The following is a 17,330-nucleotide window of genomic DNA, read 5'->3' on the forward strand; positions in this document are numbered from 1 at the left end:
CGCCCAAAGACGCCGGATCTCCCTCGTCGCGCGGAACACCGGGTCAGCGCAGGAGACGGGCTCCGTCGATGCCGGCAGCCTCGGCAGCGGCAATCACCTGGTCCGGCGTCGTGGTCAGGGCCGTGAGACGCATCAGCTTCATATCGCGCCCGCCGACGGTGATGTCGGTAACAACAGGCGTACCGTAGGCCGAGAGCGCTGTGCTCACCTTGGCGACATTATCAGGGTTGCCGAACACGCCTAGCTGCACCACCGGCCCAGACGTGTCATGGACGGCAGACGGCTTCGACCCAGCCATACCTTCAAGCTTATTGACCAGCTCCGACAGGCCCGTACCGGCTTCGATACCATCGACGGCCTGATAGGCTTGCGACACGCGGTCGGCCGCATAGCCAGAGGCATTCGGCGGCAGAGGCGGTAACATGACATCGCCGAACATGACGGTCGGCTGATAGGTGTTGGCACTCGGGTCGGCGTAACTCATACGCGGCTGCGGCAAAGGCACCGCGGTCGGCGCAAGAACCGCGAACTGCGGCTGCGCCATGAAATCGGCTGGGTCTGCCGAAGCGATCGTGACGTAATCGAAGGTCTCGGCAGGACGCGGCAGCGGCACAACGTCGATAGCCGGCGCTGGAATGCCGGCAACTTCCGCCGGCATGGTCGCGGCAGCCATCACCGCCGGAGCGACGGGAGCCATCCGCGCAGGCGCGGCCTTCGGCGCATCCGAACTGCCGAAGACATTCATCACGGACTTCACGCCCGGCAAGGATTCGACGGCGGCAAGCATCACGTTCGGCTTGTCTGCCTGCTGCTGATCCAGCGACGGGCCACGATAAGAGGCAAGCAGGAAGGCGGTATCATCGCCGTCGGTCGAAGCGGGACCGACATATTCGACGCGAATCTTGGCCACACCCGCGGCCTTGACGCCGAGCATGTCCGCGGCGCGCTGCGACATGTCGAGGACGCGGTTGGAATGGAACGGGCCGCGATCATTGACGCGGACGATAACCGACCGGCCGGTCGCCAAGCTGGTCAGCCGGGCATAGGACGGCAGAGGCATGGTAGGATGGGCGGCCGAGATCGACGCGCTATCAAACACTTCGCCATTGGCGGTGCGGCGACCATGGAAATCGGTGCCATACCAGCTGGCAAGGCCGACGACCTTATAATCAGGGTCGATCCGCGGAAAATAGGTTTTTCCGGCAATCTGATAAGGCTTGCCGACCATGGCACGACCGCCACCCTTGGGTACGGGGTCGCCCATCGCCACGACGCGTGGGCTTGGCGCAACGCCGTACTTAGGATCGATCTTTGCCTTGGCGAACTTGAGAGGGGCCTGTTCGGTTGTTCCGCAGCCCGCTACGCCGATCGCCAAAGCCAGTGATGTGGACATCACCGTCAGGAGCGTTTTCGTCGTCGAGCGCGTGCCGTTTCGCCCAGCAGTCATTCCATACGCCTTGCCGTTTGAGCACTCATCACCACCGCGACTCCAGCAGGCCGAAAGCCTTCCGGAGCCCTTCCAAAACGAAGCGTTGCACCGAAGCACATTTGCTCACTTTAGAACACCATCCCTAACCTCTTGTTAAAGATGAGATGGCGGCTCGACGATGAATCCCCTGGTCAATCCCTAGCGCCCGACCTCCTGTTCAGGAAATCGGCAGCATGCGATTTGTACATTCGTTCGGCAGGTCCGTAAAGGCAGCAAAGGAGGTGTCCGGCGGGTTTCATACACACCAAATGTAGTATTTAATCGTTATAGCCCCCAACGACTCGTCAGAGCCCCCTCGGTCCGAAACTGTTCGACTTTGGGAATCCCAGCGGCGGCAGCCGACCGGCGGAGGCGCGATCACCTATCCAGTCGGCGAGATCGGTCATCGACCTTTGGAACACGCGACCCGACGTGTCGGTCCAGATGAGACCACCATCGGCGGCAAACACCCTCACGTCTGACACGCCGCCATCCTTGAACCTTTGGAGACGCACGCCCTTGCCACGGCCCATCTCCGCCACCTGGGAGAGTGGGAAGATCAGGAACTTGCGGTTTTCGCCGATGATGGCGACATGGTCGCCTTCCGCCGGAACCATCAGCTTCGCCTTCTGGCCAGGCGAAACGTTCAACAGCTGCTTGCCCTTGCGCGTCGTGGCGACAAGGTCGGCCTCGACGGTAACGAAGCCATAGCCATCGGACGACACCACGAGGAGCTTGCGATCAGGCTTGTGGACGAACACGTCAACCACATCGGCATCGTCGTCCATGTCGACCATCAACCGGATTGGTTCACCGGCCGAACGGCCGCCCGGCAGCTTGTCGGCGCCGAGGGCGAATACCTTGCCGTTGTCGGCGAACACGATCAGCTTGTCGGTGGTTTCCGCCTTGAAGAACAGCCTGAGCTCGTCGCCGGCCTTGAATTGAAGACCGGAAACGTCTGAGATGTGGCCCTTCAGCGTGCGAATCCAGCCCTTTTCGGAAACGACGACGGTGATCGGCTCGCGCTCGATCAGCGCTTCCATGACATCGCCGGCGTCATGGGCCGGACCTTCTCCGAAGGTGGTGCGGCGTTTGCCGATCTTGCTGTCGGCACCGAACGCCTTCTTCACCTCGCCGATCTGCCAACGCACCGTCTTCCACTGCTTCTTATCCGAGCTGAGCAGGTCCTCGATCTCGGCCTTTTCCTTGGACAGTTCGGCGTGCTCCTTGCGGATCTCCATTTCCTCAAGCTTGCGCAAATTCCTGAGGCGCATGTTGAGCACGGCATCGGCCTGAGTCCCGTTGAGAGCGAAGGCGCGAATCAATTCAGCCTTGGGCTCGTCCTCCTCGCGGATGATGCGGATCACCTCGTCGAGGTTGAGGTAGGCAATGATAAAGCCTTCGAGCAGCTCGATACGGGCGTTGATCTGGTCGAGCCGGTGTTGCGACCGGCGGATCAAGACCTCGCGACGATGAGCGAGCCACTCGATGAGCACCTGCCGCACGCCGAGCACGTTGGGCACCTGACCGCGCGACAGCACGTTCATGTTCATCGGAAAGCGGCTCTCGAGTTCCGACATGCGGAACAGCGCTTCCATCATCAGCTTGTCGTCGACGTTACGCGACTTCGGAATGATGACGACGCGGACGTCGGTGGTCGACTCGTCGCGCACATCCTCGATAAGCGGCACCTTGCGATCGGTGATCAGCTCGGCGATCTTTTCGATCAGCTTGGCCTTCTGCACCTGGTAAGGGATCTCGGTGACCACCGCCTGCCACATGCCGCGATCAAGGTCTTCGCGATGCCAGCGGGCGCGGACGCGGAAGCCGCCCCGGCCAGTGCGGTAACTTTCGAGAATGGACTCCGAGCTCTCGACGATAATACCGCCGGTTGGGAAATCCGGGCCGCGGATTGGCCCCTCGTCACGGTTGACCAAGCCCTCCACCGGCGTTTCCGGCGCGTCGATCAGCTTGATGGCCGCGTCGCAGATCTCGGCGACGTTGTGGGTGGGAATATTGGTCGCCATGCCGACGGCAATACCGGCCGAGCCGTTGGCGAGGAGGTTGGGGAAGGCGCCGGGCAACACGACCGGTTCCTTGTCGGCCTGGTCGTAGGTCTCCCGAAAGTCGACGGCATCCTCGTCAAGCCCATCCAGCAGCAGGCGGGCGACCTCGGTCATGCGCGCTTCGGTGTAACGCTGGGCGGCGGCGCTGTCGCCGTCGATATTGCCGAAGTTGCCCTGGCCATCGACCAGCGGATAGCGCTGGGAGAAATCCTGGGCGAGGCGCACCATCGCCTCATAGACCGCGCCGTCACCGTGCGGATGGTACTTACCGATCACGTCGCCGACGACACGGGCGCACTTCTTGAAGGCGTTGCCGGGGTCGAGGTGTAAAAGGCGCATGGCGTAGAGGATGCGCCGGTGCACCGGCTTCAGGCCATCGCGCACGTCGGGCAGTGCCCGATGCATGATGGTCGACAAAGCATATGCGAGATAGCGCTCCTCGAGCGCCTCCCGCAGATTGATCGGCTCGATGCCGTCGGATGGAATCAGTTCCTTGCCCATGGCACGATGGGTAGAATCACCCCCGTCCAAGTGCAACAGAATGGCAAGCGGTTATCCGCTGGCGGGTTGGTTTTGTCCCCGGATTAGTGGTCAATCCGCCACGAGCGATACTGCCTTGGCGTCGAGCGACTTCACCGCGTCGGCCGGTTTGAGATGCACCTGCAGGCCGCGCTGGCCGCCGTTCATGTAAACCGTTTGATGGGCGAGCGCCGCTTGTTCGAAGGCGGTCGGCACGCGTTTCTTCTGGCCGAAGGGCGATATGCCGCCGACGTGGTAGCCAGTGACACGCTCGGCGTCGGCCGGTTTCATCATATTGGCCGATTTGCCGCCGAAGGCCGCCGCCAGCTTCTTCATGCTGACTTCGTGATCGGAGGGCACGACAACGCAGACCGGCTTGCCGTCCACCTCAGCCATCAGCGTCTTGAGGACACGGAACGGCTCGGCGCCGATCGCCTCGGCCGCCTGCATGCCGATGCGGTCGGCGTCGGGATCGTAATCGTAGGTCACCGTTTCGTAGGCGACACGCGCCTTGTCGAGGAATTGGGTGGCGCGGGTAGTACGGGACATTTGGAAGGCCTTGTTTGCGATAAAGGACAAGACGATCAGGCAGGAAGCTCGGCCAGAAAAGCGGCGAGGCGGCGATTGACGGCAAGCGCCGCCTCGACGTGCGGCAGGTGGCCGACGTCGGGAATGACGCAACGCTCGCCGCCCACCGCGTCGAGACGTTCCTCATCAAGCGGATTGACGGCGTCTCCGGCCCCCCAGACGACGAGACGCGGCACGCCAGCCTCGGCAACCGCGCGGAAAGCGGCGTCCGCCTCGGCGGAGATCGCCGTCATTTCCGAGGCGATTCGCGACAACGCCGCCCGTCGTCCGGGTTTTTCCAGCTCGTCGAGCATGTAAAGCGCCAGGCGCCGGTTGGCGAGGCTCTTCCTGACGAACAGGCGCTGGAGCAGATGTTCGGTGGCCTCGACGTCGGTCAAAGTTGGCAGCGTCTCGACGAAAACGCGCGGCACCGGCCGGCCAAGCCCCGAAGCGGCAAGCGCCGTCAGCGACCGGACGCGATCCGGGTATCGAGCTGCGAAGACGCCGGAAACCGCGCCACCGAGTGAATGACCGACGATATCGACGCGGCCAACCTCCGCCGCATCGAGTGCCCGCAGGATGGCATCGGCAAAGGTCGCCGCCGACGGTTTCGCCCCGTCCACCCAGGGCGAAGCTCCGTGCCCCGGCAGATCGAGCGACCAGACATCGGCCACTGCCGACAAGGCCGGCTGATTGGCCGTAAAGGTGCGGCGGTCGGCTCCGAAGCCGTGCAGGAGCAGAAGAGGCGCGCCATTGCCGCCTGAATGGTGGAGACGGGCTTCGAACACAGCAGAAGATTGAGGGCTGGACAATCGCAACTCCGGATGGATGCGCGGATCATCGCAGATTGGCGGTTCGCCGCAGGTAGGGCAAGGGTAAACCGATATTTCGTAGTCACTTTCCCTCATACTTGACTCAATAACTCAAGTTATGATCCCTATAGGCGAATCCTATCGCTGGAAGCCATCATGAACGCTCCCCACTTGACGCACGAAAGCTGGTCTACCCAGGACGTAGAGGATCTGCTGATCCTCGTGCGCTTCATCGGCGCGGAGAAACGGCGGAAAGCCGGCGAAACATTCAACGCGAGCCGATCCGACGCTCTCGCCTGCCGCCGGCTCGTCGAACGTTGCGCGCTCGTACCCCGGCCGCGCGCGCCCGAGGGCTACGCGGCGAGCCTCGTCGGCGTGTCGCGCCTTTATCGCTTCATCCACGCGCCGGTGGGAATCGCACAGGAGATGCCGGTCGACCGCGAGGTAGAGGTGCGGCGTTCCGTGCTGGAAGCCCTCAATCCGCCGGATCGCGGCGAGGTGCAGGCGCGGATGTGTGCCGAACTGGTGGAGATACGCGCCGGCATCTTTCGTTGCGCCCACTTCGATCTCTGTGCCGGGCGGGGCTGCCCGTTCGAGCTGGAAGTGAGCGCGGACGCCGTCGATCGCGCCCTTTGCGCTCTCTTGCCCAAAGGGAACTGACATGCTCGGCAAACCCGTTTTCTCGATACCCGGGACGGCCGACGCGGCCACCTCCCTTTCCTCTTTCGCAGCCGACCGGCCACAGCTGCGCCCCGCCCGTCACGAACGACCGAAGATCTGGGACCTACCGAAGAGTTGCCACTGCGTAACCCTCGGAACCTGTCTGGTCTTGGCCGAATTGCGCAAAATGGCGAAACGGTTGGGGCTTTTCCACGGCATCGACCAGATGACCGACTATGAACTGCATGGCGCGTTCGTGCACGTCCTATCGAACCGCAACCGGGCCTCCAGCGCCGTCCAGAAGCTACTCGAGACCAATCATGCCGGCGCGGTGCGCAAGGCATCACGTTGCCATTCGGAGGAAGAGCTTTCGGCCTTCTGGGATCGAGAAGTGGCTGAAGGCCAGATCGCCGGTGCCTTTTGGGCAGTGATGAGCCACGTGCATCTCGGTGGCGCGCTGGAAGTGCGCGTCTTCGGCGAGGTACATATGATGTCGCATCTCTGCGGGGCCTCCCACAGAGGCGATGCGCGTGCCCGTTCTCTCGCCGAACAGCAATGCGCCGCTCTGGCTCGGCGGCTGGAAGAGGCCAATGCCGGCCACCTGGAAACACTTGCGGCCCGCGACCGAGAGATCGAGCGCCTGAGCCGCCTGGTGTCTAGCATCGAGCCTTTCGTTAGAGAGACGGCAACCCTGCGCGCCCGCGTCGCCGAGCTGGAAGGCGGCGAAGAGCTGGCTCGTCTCGATCATCGCGCCGACGAACTCGCCCGCCGGCTCGACCTAGCCCTACGCCGCAACGATCATCTCGCGGCCGAAATCGATGCGTTGACCAGCCAGGTCGCCGTCGCCGAAACACGGATAGGCAACCTCACCGACCAACTGGCGGAAGCCTCGCCCTACCCCGCCCGCGCCTGTGCCGATGATTGCCCGTTCAACCTCGAGGGGCGTTGCATCGCCTACATCGGCGGACGGCCTCGCACGGTGTCGCGCATGCGCGACCTTGTCGAGCGTTGCCGTGGTTCGCTGATCCACCATGATGGCGGCGCCGAGCAATCGGCCGAAACGCTGGATGGCGTCCTCGTGCGCGCCGACGTGGTGATGTTCCCGGTGGATTGCGTCAGCCACACCGCAGTCGAGAAACTGAAGACGGTCTGCGGTCGTATGAACAAGACCTACCTGCCACTGTCTTCAGCCAGCTACTCGTCCTTTGCGAGCGAACTCGCAAGAGTATAGCGACGACTATCCTTCGCCGACCCGAGCCTGCTAACCTCCCTGCCGCCGACGGGCTTCCGCCGGCTGGAAATCAGGGAGAGCGCCTTGCAGCGGGTGACAATCACACTGGATGACGACCTCGTCGAGGAGATCGACGCCTTCATTGCCCGGCGCGGCTATCAAAACCGCTCAGAGGCGATCCGCGATCTTGCCCGCGCCGGCCTTGGGGAACTGGCCACCACCGCCGATCCCGAGCGGGACTGCGTGGCCGCCGTCGTCTACACCTTCGACCATGAGAAGCGCGAACTGGCGCGTCGCCTCGCGGCGGTACATCACCACCACCACGATCTTTCGCTTGCCACGACGCATGTCCATCTCGACGAAGCCAATTGCCTCGAAGTGGCGCTGCTGCAAGGGAAAGCCGGCGAGATCAGTCATTTCGCCGAACATCTCATGGCCGAGCGCGGTGTCCGATATGGTCGCCTAGTCATGGTGCCGGTCGAAGGGAAAAGCGAACGATCCGATCCGCATGGCCATAGCCATATCGCGCAGGACTGAAAAAGCGACGCGGAAAACCGCGTCGCCGAAATTCATTTCACGACATACGCATTGTTAAGCTTGCCGCTTGCCGAATCGTAGAAATTCGCCGCCTTTTTACTGACGATCTCCACCTTGTTGCACTCGGTGAAGCTCGGGAAATGCCAGCAGAAGGTGTCACCCTTGAAATCCCAGGTAAAGGTTTGCGGATCTTTGCCTTTGGCTGTGAAGACACCCGTTCCGCCCTTCTTGACGATAGCGGTGAACGGCACACCTTTCTTGGTCTTGCTGCCAATGGTCTTGTCGACCACGGCGACGCTGAACTCTTCGCTGCTAACAAATTTTGGCGCGGCGATGGCATTCGAGACAAAAGCAAGGCCGGCTAACAAAACAATCAGTGCTCTCATATCTGCCCCCATTTTATATTGGCTACGAAATGTACGTATAAATATTTATCATTGTCTAGGGGAAAGCTATGTCCGCCCTACCGATCTGGACGTGCTGACGGCTGGGCCACATTAGTCTTTTACCGTATTGCGTCGGTATGATGATTTTGTATTTTTCTCATACTAATGCAAACCGGAAAAGCCGATGCGTACGCTCCTTGCCACCGCCGCCTTCATCGCCCTCACCTCGCCCGCCTTCGCCCACTTCCAGGAAATCCTGCCGTCGGCGGACGTGCTGCCCGAGGGCGGCAAAGTCACTGTCAGCCTGGTCTTCACCCACCCGATGGAGCGCGGACCGACCATGGATATGGTCAAGCCCGTGCGGGTTGGTGTGGTCACGGCAAAAGGCGTCGAGGACATTTCGAGCACGCTGATCGAGGCTCCGGTCGACAGCAAGCAGGCTTGGCGCTTCGAGCGCGATGTCGGCGAACCGGGTGCCGAGGTGCTCTTCGTCGAGCCCAAACCCTATTGGGAGCCGGCGGAGAACAAGTACATCATCCACTATGCCAAGGTGGTCGTGGACGGTTACGCCTCCGGCGAAGGCTGGGATCGGCTCGTCGGCCTGCCCGTCGAGATTGCGCCGCTGGTTCGACCGACCGGCCTGTGGACCGGTAACCTATTCCGCGGGGTCGTGCTCAAGGACGGACAGCCGGTGCCCGGCGCCGAGGTCGAGGTGGAGTGGGTGAACGATGGATCGGTGACACCGCCCAACGAAGCCTTCATCACCCAGGTGATCAAGGCCGACGATAGAGGCGTCTTCGCCTATGCCATGCCGAGGGCGGGATGGTGGGGCTTTGCCGCGCTGATCGACGGCCCAGAGGCCCAGTCGCCGGATGGCAAGCCAGCCGCCACCGAACTCGGCGCGCTGATGTGGGTGAAGGCGACCGATATGGGTGAAGCGAAGTGACGACCGGACTGGAGGCCTGACGTGGCACACATTCCCGACGGCGTCCTATCGTTGCCGGTGCTCGTCGCCGGCACTCTGGCTGGCGCGGCAGGCCTTGCGCTCGGCGTCCGCCAGTTAGGCGACCGTGATATTCCGCGCACGGCGCTGCTTGCCGCCGTGTTCTTTATCGCTTCGTCACTGGCCTTCCCGCTCGGGCCGACTTCCGTCCACCTGCTGCTCGGCGGCCTCATCGGTCTCATGCTCGGCTGGAAGGCGTTTCCGGCAATCTTCGTCGGCCTGCTGCTGCAGGCCCTTTTGTTCGGCTTCGGTGGACTGACGACGCTGGGTGTCGACCTGGTCAACATGGCGCTGCCGGGTGTGGCTCTGGCCGCCACTATTCGACCATTCATCCGGGCTCACCATCCTGCCCGGTCGGCGGCGCTCGCCGGCGCCGTGGCGGCGCTCTCGGTGATCGTCACCGCCGGACTGGTCGGTGTGGAGATTGCGTTGTCGGAGCCAGCCTTCTCGCCCGCTGTCGGCTTGATGGCAGCCGCTTATCTGCCGCTCGCGGCCATAGAGGCCGTGGTGACCGCCTTCGTGACGCTCTATCTTCTCAAGGTCAAACCCGAGATGATCGGGGCGTCCGCTTTCATCGGATCCTCCTCGTGATCCGCCGCCTCGCCCCTGCCATCGCCGCCCTGCTCTTCCTCGCCTTGCCGGCCGAGGCACACCGTCTCAAGCTTTTCGCGCAAGTCACCGGAGCAACCATTTCCGGCTACGGATTCTATATCGGCGGTGGCCGTCCGCAGGGCGCCGACCTGGTCGTTGCGACGCCGGATGGCAAAGAGGTGAGCCGTCTCAAGACCGGCGAGGATGGTGGCTTCAGCTTTACGCCGCCATCGCCCGGCCGCTTCCACCTGAAGCTGGCCGCGGGAGATGGTCATTTTGCCGAACTGGATATTTCGACCGACGGAATACCAGCCGCCGCGGCGGCCGTTACGGCGACATCATCGGCGGCGGCCGTTCCGACCGACCTCGATGCCCGCATTGCTCAAGCGGTCGACGCAGCGGTGGCGCGTCAGATCAAGCCGCTGCTCGAAGCTTATGATGCCGCCGAAGGCCGTGTGCGTTTCAACGACCTCCTCGGTGGCCTTGGCTGGATCGTTGGTCTTGCCGGCCTCTGGGCCTGGTTCCGCTCGCGACGGAGCGGACATGGCGACTGACACGGCCGACGCCGGTGCCCGCGTATCGCCTCTCGACAAGCTCGACACGCGCACGCGCATCGCCGCCGCTGTAACGCTCGTGCTGGTGCTTGTCAGCCTCAGGGCCTGGACATTGCTCGGTATGGCGATCCTTCTCGGCATCCTGCTCACGACGCTCGCCGGCCTATCCCCACGGCAGATGGTCCGCCGCCTGTTGCATGTCGAGGGCTTCCTGCTGATCCTGTTCGTCGCACTGCCGCTGACGACACGGCTTCCGCCTTTTGTGGCGATAGGGCCAATCAGCCTGTCCCTGCCCGGTCTTGAGCGGGCGGTAACACTGGCTCTCCGCATTACGGCGGCGGCGCTCGTCGTATTGCCACTCATCGCCGGCCTGACACCGATCCGCCTCGGTCACGCGCTCGGCCGGTTTGGTCTGCCGCCGCGCCTCGTCCAGGTCTTTCTGTTCTCCATCCGCTATATCGAACTGCTGCGCGCGGAAGCGCGGCGCCTCAATGACGCCATGCGGCTGCGCGGCTTTGTGCCGGGCACCAACCTTCATACCCTTAAAACCTACGGCCACTTTATCGGCCAACTGCTGGTGCGCGCCGTCGAGCGCGCCGAACGGGTGAACGAAGCGATGCGCTGCCGGGGCTTCGCGGGGCGGTTTCCGCTTGTTACCCTGGAGCGGTTCGGCACTGTCGACATTGGCGCCGCCGGGCTGACCGTGCTCCTTGCCTGCACTCTCCTCGTGATGGATCGCCTTTGATGACCGCACTCCTGGATCTTTCCGGTCTCAGCGTCCGGCGTGGTGGCCGGCTGGTGCTCGACCGGATCGACCTTCGGCTCGAAAGCGGTGAGCGGCTGGCGCTGGCAGGCGCCAACGGAGCAGGAAAAACCACCTTGCTGCGCGCCTTGGTCGGGCTGGAAGCGCTTGACGCCGGCGAAATCGTCGCCTTCGGCCGCCCTCGGCGCGATGAGCATGACTTCCGCGACCTACGCCAACGGGTCGGCTTCCTGTTTCAGGATTCCGACGACCAGTTGTTCGCGCCTACAGTAATCGAGGACGTCGCCTTCGGCCCGCTCAACCTCGGCTTCACGCCGGCCCAGGCGATCGAACGGGCGCGCAAGGTGCTCGCCGATCTCGACCTGCTGTCGCTTGAACAGCGTGTCACCCATCATCTTTCCGGCGGCGAAAAGCGGTTGGTAGCGCTGGCCGGCGTGCTGGCCATGGATCCGGATGTCCTGCTGCTCGACGAGCCGACCAACGCGCTCGACGAAGCACACCTCGCCCGTCTCACCGCCATTCTCACCGAACTACCTGTGGCGATGATCCTGGTGTCGCATGACGCGCATTTCCTCGCGAGCCTGTCGACACGGGCGGTGCTGCTTGAAGGCGGACAGCTGAAGCCGGCGGTGGCACATCGGCATCAGCACCGGCACGACCATGTGCATTTTCATCCGATCGATGAAGATTAATCCACCGGCTCGTCGACGAGGCCAGTCACCGGCGCCGTCGAGCCGCGCACGATCAGCTTGCCGGACAGCGTGACCTTGCGGGCCGGAGCCTTGGGCGTCTTCATGCGATCGAACAGCAGCGTCATCGCCATGCGGCCGATGTCGCCGACCGGCTGTTCGATGACGGTAAGGCCCGGTCCAACCAACTCCGACCAGGTCTCGTTGTCGAAGCCTGCGATGGCCACGTCGTCGGGGGTCTTCAGCTCCAGTCGCCGCATGGCCTTGACGACGCCGAGCAGCATGGCGTTGCTCGAGGCGATGACGCCATCCGGACGGTCGGGGCGAGAAAACACCTTGAGGATCTCGCGCTCAGCCGCTTCGGCATTGGGGGCGACGAAAAAGGCTTCCGACGACAGGCCAAGCGATGCCGTGGCTGAGAGATAGCCGAGATGGCGGTCAACCGCCGTCGACGAGGTGTTGCCGAACAGGCCGACGATATGGCTGCGGCCGATGGTATGGAGGTGATGGACCAGGGTCACCGTCGCCTGATAATTATCGAGCACGACGCTGTCATGGCGCCCGACCGGCCCGCCACGATCCACCAGTACCGCCGGAAACGGCAGATCATCGTCGGCCAATCGTTCGAGGCTACCGCGAGTCGGCGCCCAGATTAGGCCGGTGACCCGCTCCTCCTCCATCAGGCGCAGATACATCGCCTCGCGCTCGGCGCTCTCGTCGGTATTGCAGAGGATGACGCGCATGCCGTTGCGATAGGCCTCGTCCTCGACCACCCGGCTCAGCGAGGTGAAGAACGGGCTGCGAATGTCGGCCACCATGAGACCGATGGTCTGGGAGTGCTGCGAGCGCAGCCGACGGGCCGAAAGGTTGGGTCGGTAGCCGGTGACGGCGATAGCTTTTTCCACCCGCTCGCGCAGCTCCGGGCTGACCGGACCGTTGCTGAACACGCGTGACACGGTAGCCACCGACACACCGGCCCGCTGGGCCACGTCCTTGATACTAACAGCCATTTTTTGAAGGTCCCAAGACCTCAACCATGCTTTCCGAGCGCGCCCTCCTCCGCCCTCGAAACCATTGAAAAGGATTACATGAGGCTCGCTTAGCCGCACCAATTTGAAATCAGTACTTTTTCTGATATGTCTCCTGAATGGTTTAGTACCCCTTGGGAAGACTGTGGCCAAACTCTGCGTATCCTGCGGATTTCACCTTTTCTATCAATGCTCTTCAGAAGAATTTTGGCCGGTCTGTAGTACCACTACGCACTGAAAACTTAATCGGTTCAACGCTTGACCATTGAACTGAAAACGATCCCATATGTAGCGGGACACAATAAAGCGGACCATCGAAAAGGTCCTCAACAACCCGCCTCGCCCTCGGGGTCAGACAGCCCGGCCGGCAAATGCCAGAAAATGGTGGCGCCGGTCGAACGAAGAGAAAACCTTCGGGACGAATGCTTGGAAGACAGGAGAAGAACATGCCAATCAATAGCCCGGCAGATCTCGACGCGCTGGTTTCCCGCGTTAAGCGCGCCCAGCAGATCTATGCGACGTTCTCCCAGGAGCAGGTCGACCTGATCTTCCGTCAGGCAGCCTTCGCCGCCGCCTCCGCCCGTATCCCGCTCGCCATGCAGGCGTTCGAGGAAACCGGCATGGGCGTGGTGGAAGACAAGGTCATCAAGAACCACTTCGCTTCCGAGTACATCTACAACAAGTACAAGGACGAAAAGACCTGCGGCGTGCTCGAAGAGGATGAGCTAGGCGGCACCATCACCATTGCCGAGCCGATCGGTTTGATCTGCGGCATTGTGCCGACCACCAACCCGACGTCGACCGCCATCTTCAAGGCGCTGATCAGCCTGAAGACCCGCAACGGCATCGTCTTCTCTCCGCATCCGCGCGCCAAGAAGTCGACCTGCGCCGCCGCAAAGCTGGTGCTTGACGCCGCCGTCGCCGCCGGCGCCCCGGCCGACATCATCGGCTGGATCGACACCCCGTCGGTCGAGCTGTCCAACGCCCTGATGCGTCACCCCGACGTCAACCTGATCCTGGCCACCGGTGGCCCGGCCATGGTGAAAGCGGCTTACTCCTCCGGCAAGCCCGCCATCGGCGTCGGCGCCGGTAATGCCCCGGTCGTCATTGACGAGTACGGCGACATCAAGCGTGCTGTCGCCTCGATCCTGATGTCCAAGACCTTCGACAATGGCATGATCTGCGCCTCCGAGCAGGCGGTGATTGCCGTCGACAGCGTCTATGACGCGGTGCGCGAGCGCTTCCACAGCCACGGCGGCTACATCCTCAGCGGCAACGAGTTGGGCGCGGTGCGCAACGTCGTATTCCCCGGCGGCCACCTCTCCCCCGATGTCGTCGGCCAGTCTGCCATCAAGATCGCCGCTTCCGCCGGCATCACCGTGCCGAACGACACCAAGATCCTGATCGGTGAGGTTGAAAGCGTCGACGAGAGCGAGCCGTTCGCCCACGAGAAGCTGTCGCCGACACTGGCCCTCTACCGGCGTCCGGACTTCGAGTCCGCCGTCGACGCCGCCGCGGCCCTCGTCGTCCTCGGTGGTATCGGCCACACCTCGGTGCTGTATACCGACCAGGACAGCCACAAGGAGCGCGTCTCCCGGTTTGGCGACAGGATGAAGACGGCCCGCGTCCTGATCAACTCACCGGCCGCCCTCGGCGGCATCGGCGACCTTTACAACTTCAACCTGGCACCGTCTCTGACGCTGGGTTGCGGCAGCTGGGGTGGTAATTCGATCTCCGACAACGTCGGCCCGAAGCACCTCATCAATCGCAAGACCGTCGCGAAGCGAGCCGAAAACATGCTCTGGCACAAGCTCCCCAAGTCCATCTACTTCCGCCGCGGCGCCATCGCCGAAGCGTTCAAGGACCTCGAGGGCAAGAAGCGCGCGCTGGTGGTTACCGACCGCTTCCTGTTCATCAACGGCTATGCCGATGGCGTCATTGAGCTCCTGAAGAAGCACGGCATGGACGTCGAGACCTATCATGACGTCGAGGCCGATCCGACGCTCACGGCCGTCCGCAAGGGCACCGAGCGCGCCGTATCCTTCAAGCCGGACGTGATCGTCGCCTTCGGCGGCGGCTCGGCCATGGACGCGGCCAAGATCATGTGGGTGATGTACGAGCATCCGGAAGTCCACTTCGAGGACCTCGCGCTGCGCTTCATGGACATCCGCAAGCGCATCTACAAGTTCCCCAAGCTGGGTGTTAAGGCCGAGCTGGTCGCTATCCCGACCACCTCCGGCACCGGTTCGGAAGTGACGCCGTTCGCCGTCGTCACCGATGACGCCACCGGCATGAAGTACCCGCTCGCCGACTACGAGCTGACCCCGAACATGGCGATCATCGACGCCAACTTCGTCATGAACATGCCGAAGTCGCTGACCGCCTTCGGTGGCATCGATGCCGTCACCCATGCTCTGGAGGCCTACGCTTCGGTCCTGGCCAACGAGTATTCCGACGGCCAGGCTCTGCAGGCGCTGAAGCTGCTCAAGGAGTATCTGCCGGCGTCCTACAAGGAAGGTGCCAACGATCCGATCGCCCGCGAGAAGGTGCACAACGGCGCCACCATCGCCGGCATCGCTTTCGCCAACGCTTTCCTGGGTGTCTGCCACTCCATGGCCCACAAGCTCGGCGCGGCCTTCCACATCCCGCACGGCCTTGCCAACGCCCTGCTGATCTCCAACGTGATCCGCTACAACGCCAACAACAACCCGACCAAGCAGACGGCCTTTTCCCAGTATGACCGCCCGAAGGCTCGGGCTCGTTATGGCGAGATCGCCCAGCACCTTGGTCTCGGCGGCGAGCGGACGCAGCAGCGTGTCGAAAACCTGATCGCCTGGGTCGAAGAGCTGAAGAAGCAGCTCGACATTCCCGCCTCCATCCAGGCGGCCGGCGTGTCGGAGACCGACTTCCTCGCCAAGGTCGACAAGATCGCCGTCGAGGCCTTCGATGACCAGTGCACCGGCGCCAACCCGCGCTTCCCGCTGATCTCGGAGCTGAAGCAGATCCTGCTCGATAGCTACTACGGCCGTGCCTATGACGAGGCGTCCGAACACGCCGAGACGGAGGAGGCGGCTCAGCCTGTCGCGGCGATGAAGCCTTCCAAAGGTAAGAAAGCCGCGGAATAAGCGTTAAACATAGACCAACGGAGGCGGGGCAACCCGCCTCCGTTTTGCTTTCGGAAGCCTTCAATCCTTCTGAAGTGACAACCCGCCCCCACCGGCGTACACCAAGCTTATCCGGATTTCGGACAACTTTTCACGAGCATCTCAAGGCTCTCCGCAAGGATCCATCGATGCCGCGAAAGATAAACAGATCGTTTGGGAGATGAATATGGTAGTAAAGGTCGCCATCAACGGCTTTGGTCGTATCGGTCGTAACGTTCTGCGCGCGATCGTCGAGTCCGGCCGCAATGACATCGAGGTTGTTGGCATCAACGATCTCGGCCCGGTCGAGACCAACGCCCACCTGATCCGCTTCGACAGCGTTCACGGCCGTTTCCCGCACGAAGTGACGACGGGCGCCGACTGGATCGACGTCGGCACCGGCAAGATCAAGGTCACCGCCATCAAGGACCCGACCACGCTGCCGTGGAAGGAACTGGGTGTTGACGTCGCCCTCGAGTGCACCGGCATCTTCACCGCCAAGGACAAGGCGTCGATGCATCTGACGGCCGGCGCCAAGCGCGTGCTGGTTTCGGCCCCGGCCGATGGCGCCGACCTGACGGTCGTCTACGGCGTCAACCACGACAAGATCACCAAGGACCACATCGTCCTGTCGAACGCCTCGTGCACGACCAACTGCCTCAGCCCGGTCGCCAAGGTGCTGAACGACGTCATCGGTATCGATACCGGCTTCATGACGACGATCCACAGCTACACCGGCGACCAGCCGACGCTCGACACGCTGCACAAGGATCTCTATCGCGGCCGCGCCGCTGCCCTGTCGATGATCCCGACCTCGACCGGCGCCGCCAAGGCCGTCGGCCTGGTGCTGCCCGAGCTCAAGGGCAGGCTCGATGGCGTTGCCATCCGCGTGCCGACCCCCAACGTGTCGGTCGTCGACCTGGTCTTCAACGCCAAGCGCGCCACCTCGGTCGCCGAGATCAACGAGGCCATCAAGGCCGCCGCGACCTCTGGCCCGCTCAAGGGCGTGCTCGGCTTCACCGATCAGCCGAACGTGTCGTCGGACTTCAACCACGACCCGCGCTCGTCGATCTTCCACATGGATCAGACCAAGGTCATGAACGGCACCCTCGTGCGTATCCTTTCCTGGTACGACAACGAGTGGGGCTTCTCCAACCGCATGGCCGACACCTCGGTCGCCATCGGCAAGACCCTCTGAGATAGACCGCCAGGTTAAAATTCGAGGACCCCGCCCGCAAAGGCGGGGTTCTTTTTTCCGGCTGCGAGTTGTTTGCGGGGCTGCCTTGCGACACTGCGACGGAAGCGGCCCTTCC

At 62.9% G+C, this 17,330-nt stretch carries 16 protein-coding genes; 10 read left to right on the top strand and 6 right to left on the bottom strand.

What is annotated here, in order from left to right; genetic code table 11:
- Positions 1-43: 43 nt before the first annotated feature.
- The 4 genes from AB6N07_RS17905 to AB6N07_RS17920 all read right to left on the bottom strand — a co-directional run bounded on the left by AB6N07_RS17905 (position 44) and on the right by AB6N07_RS17920 (position 5,432).
- Entirely contained in the window at positions 44-1,447 is a 1,404-nt protein-coding gene (locus AB6N07_RS17905) for a septal ring lytic transglycosylase RlpA family protein (protein ID WP_370674423.1), read from the bottom strand.
- A gap of 326 nt (positions 1,448-1,773) precedes the next feature.
- Positions 1,774-4,035 carry a DNA topoisomerase IV subunit A gene (gene parC, locus AB6N07_RS17910; protein ID WP_370674424.1) on the bottom strand — a complete coding sequence of 754 codons (2,262 nt, stop codon included), beginning with the start codon at positions 4,033-4,035 and terminating at the stop codon, positions 1,774-1,776.
- 90 nt (positions 4,036-4,125) lie between these two features.
- A complete protein-coding gene (ybaK, locus tag AB6N07_RS17915; protein ID WP_370674425.1) occupies positions 4,126-4,602 on the bottom strand; it encodes a Cys-tRNA(Pro) deacylase in 477 nt (158 codons plus the stop codon).
- Between the two features lie 35 nt (positions 4,603-4,637).
- Entirely contained in the window at positions 4,638-5,432 is a 795-nt protein-coding gene (locus AB6N07_RS17920; RefSeq protein ID WP_370674426.1) for an alpha/beta fold hydrolase, read from the bottom strand.
- Positions 5,433-5,588: 156 nt separating this feature from the next.
- On the opposite strand from AB6N07_RS17920, the gene AB6N07_RS17925 reads away from it, so the two are divergent.
- From AB6N07_RS17925 to nikR, 3 genes are all read left to right on the top strand, one after another.
- Positions 5,589-6,092, top strand: coding sequence for a hypothetical protein (locus AB6N07_RS17925; RefSeq protein ID WP_370674427.1), 504 nt, complete (start codon positions 5,589-5,591; stop codon positions 6,090-6,092).
- Positions 6,093-6,279: 187 nt separating this feature from the next.
- On the top strand, positions 6,280-7,323 hold the full coding sequence (locus AB6N07_RS17930; RefSeq protein WP_370674428.1) for a DUF2325 domain-containing protein: 1,044 nt from the start codon (positions 6,280-6,282) through the stop codon (positions 7,321-7,323).
- An 84-nt stretch (positions 7,324-7,407) separates the two neighbouring features.
- The gene (nikR, locus tag AB6N07_RS17935; RefSeq protein WP_370674429.1) at positions 7,408-7,860 is read left to right on the top strand and encodes a nickel-responsive transcriptional regulator NikR; all 453 of its coding nucleotides are present in this window, start codon (positions 7,408-7,410) and stop codon (positions 7,858-7,860) included.
- 32 nt (positions 7,861-7,892) lie between these two features.
- Here the strand turns inward: nikR and AB6N07_RS17940 are convergent, their stop codons facing one another.
- Positions 7,893-8,246: a hypothetical protein gene (locus AB6N07_RS17940; RefSeq protein ID WP_370674430.1), complete on the bottom strand. Its 354-nt coding sequence runs from the start codon at positions 8,244-8,246 to the stop codon at positions 7,893-7,895.
- A gap of 184 nt (positions 8,247-8,430) precedes the next feature.
- On the opposite strand from AB6N07_RS17940, the gene AB6N07_RS17945 reads away from it, so the two are divergent.
- Genes AB6N07_RS17945 through AB6N07_RS17965 form a run of 5 tightly spaced genes read left to right on the top strand, consistent with a single transcriptional unit; the run spans position 8,431 to position 11,849 of the window.
- Positions 8,431-9,192 (top strand): DUF4198 domain-containing protein, encoded by a 762-nt coding sequence (locus AB6N07_RS17945; RefSeq protein ID WP_370674431.1) that lies wholly within the window; start codon positions 8,431-8,433, stop codon positions 9,190-9,192.
- A gap of 21 nt (positions 9,193-9,213) precedes the next feature.
- Complete coding sequence (cbiM, locus tag AB6N07_RS17950) at positions 9,214-9,840, top strand: cobalt transporter CbiM (protein ID WP_370674432.1); 627 nt, start codon at positions 9,214-9,216, stop codon at positions 9,838-9,840.
- On the top strand, positions 9,828-10,394 hold the full coding sequence (locus tag AB6N07_RS17955) for a cobalamin biosynthesis protein CbiM (RefSeq protein WP_370678274.1): 567 nt from the start codon (positions 9,828-9,830) through the stop codon (positions 10,392-10,394). Before cbiM ends, AB6N07_RS17955 begins: the two co-directional genes overlap by 13 nt.
- The gene (gene cbiQ, locus AB6N07_RS17960) at positions 10,384-11,139 is read left to right on the top strand and encodes a cobalt ECF transporter T component CbiQ (RefSeq protein WP_370674433.1); all 756 of its coding nucleotides are present in this window, start codon (positions 10,384-10,386) and stop codon (positions 11,137-11,139) included. Before AB6N07_RS17955 ends, cbiQ begins: the two co-directional genes overlap by 11 nt.
- Positions 11,139-11,849, top strand: a complete 711-nt coding sequence (locus AB6N07_RS17965) for an energy-coupling factor ABC transporter ATP-binding protein (RefSeq protein WP_370674434.1) — start codon at positions 11,139-11,141, stop codon at positions 11,847-11,849. Before cbiQ ends, AB6N07_RS17965 begins: the two co-directional genes overlap by 1 nt.
- Here the strand turns inward: AB6N07_RS17965 and AB6N07_RS17970 are convergent.
- Entirely contained in the window at positions 11,846-12,856 is a 1,011-nt protein-coding gene (locus AB6N07_RS17970) for a LacI family DNA-binding transcriptional regulator (RefSeq protein ID WP_370674435.1), read from the bottom strand. The two genes, AB6N07_RS17965 and AB6N07_RS17970, sit on opposite strands and share 4 nt — an antisense overlap.
- Before the next feature lie 464 nt (positions 12,857-13,320).
- Between AB6N07_RS17970 and adhE the strand changes: the two genes are divergently transcribed.
- Entirely contained in the window at positions 13,321-15,999 is a 2,679-nt protein-coding gene (adhE, locus tag AB6N07_RS17975; RefSeq protein ID WP_370674436.1) for a bifunctional acetaldehyde-CoA/alcohol dehydrogenase, read from the top strand.
- 205 nt (positions 16,000-16,204) lie between these two features.
- Positions 16,205-17,215, top strand: a complete 1,011-nt coding sequence (gap, locus tag AB6N07_RS17980; RefSeq protein WP_370674437.1) for a type I glyceraldehyde-3-phosphate dehydrogenase — start codon at positions 16,205-16,207, stop codon at positions 17,213-17,215.
- Positions 17,216-17,330: the final 115 nt, after the last annotated feature.

Origin of the sequence: Pleomorphomonas sp. PLEO (assembly GCF_041320595.1) — a bacterium.
Classification (GTDB): Bacteria; Pseudomonadota; Alphaproteobacteria; order Rhizobiales; family Pleomorphomonadaceae; genus Pleomorphomonas.